Genomic DNA, 1,014 nt, shown 5'->3' with positions numbered 1-1,014 from the left:
GGTTGGGGCGGCACGCCGAGGGGCCCCTGGGCATGTCACTGCTGGACGAGTGGAAGCTCGGCAGCGGCACCGTCCACGCCCTGGCGCTCGCCCGCCCCGACGGCCCGGCCGCCCACATCGACCCCACCGACCTGGACACCGACGACGAGCGCGCCCTCGCCGGATGGCTCGCCGACCCGGACCGTCCCAAGGTCGTGCACGGCGCCAAGCAGGCCCGGCGGGTGCTGGCCGAGCACGGGTGGGAGGTCGCCGGCATCACCATGGACCCCGCGCTGGCCGCCTACCTCATCCAGCCCGGCCGGCGCTCCTTCGACCTCGAGGGCCTGGGCCTGGAGTTCCTCGGCCGCGAGCCGGTCGCGGCCGGCGGCGCCGACGGTCAACTCGCCCTGGACGCCGACGAACACGCCGAGTCCGAGGCGCTGATGCGCCGCGCCCGCACCGTCCTGGATCTGGGGACCGCCCTGGACGAGCGGCTGCGGGAGGTGGGCGCCGAGGACCTCCTGCACGACATGGAGCTGCCGGTCTCCGACCTGCTCGCCCGCATGGAGCGCGCCGGTATCGCCGCCGACCGGGGGCGGTTGGAACGGCTGGAGCAGCAGTTCGCCGCCGCTGTCCGGCAGGCCGTCGAGGACGCCCACACCGCGGTTGGACACGAGTTCAACCTCGGCTCGCCCAAGCAGTTGCAGGAGGTCCTCTTCGGCGAGTTGGGCCTGCCCCGCACCAAGAAGACCAAGACCGGCTGGACGACCGACGCCGACGCCCTGATGTGGCTGGCCGGCCGGACCGACCACGAACTGCCGGTGCTGATGCTCCGCTACCGCGAGCAGGCGAAGCTGCGCACCACCGTGGAGGGATTGATCAAGGCCGTCGCCCCGGACGGCCGCATCCACACCACCTTCCAGCAGACGGTCGCCGCCACCGGGCGGCTCTCCTCCACCGACCCCAACCTCCAGAACATCCCCGTGCGCACCGACGAGGGGCGCGCCATCCGGGGGGCCTTCGTGGTGGGGGAGG

1 protein-coding gene is annotated in these 1,014 nt (G+C 73.7%); it reads left to right on the top strand.

The genetic code is table 11. The features are described from left to right. A partial coding sequence (locus FNQ90_RS24610) for a DNA polymerase (RefSeq protein ID WP_228471579.1) occupies positions 1-1,014 on the top strand: 1,014 nt, incomplete at both ends.

The sequence above is a fragment of the Streptomyces alkaliphilus genome (assembly GCF_014141535.1).
Taxonomy (GTDB): Bacteria; Actinomycetota; Actinomycetes; order Streptomycetales; family Streptomycetaceae; genus Streptomyces; species Streptomyces alkaliphilus.
This window is presented reverse-complemented; position numbering and strand designations above follow the sequence as displayed.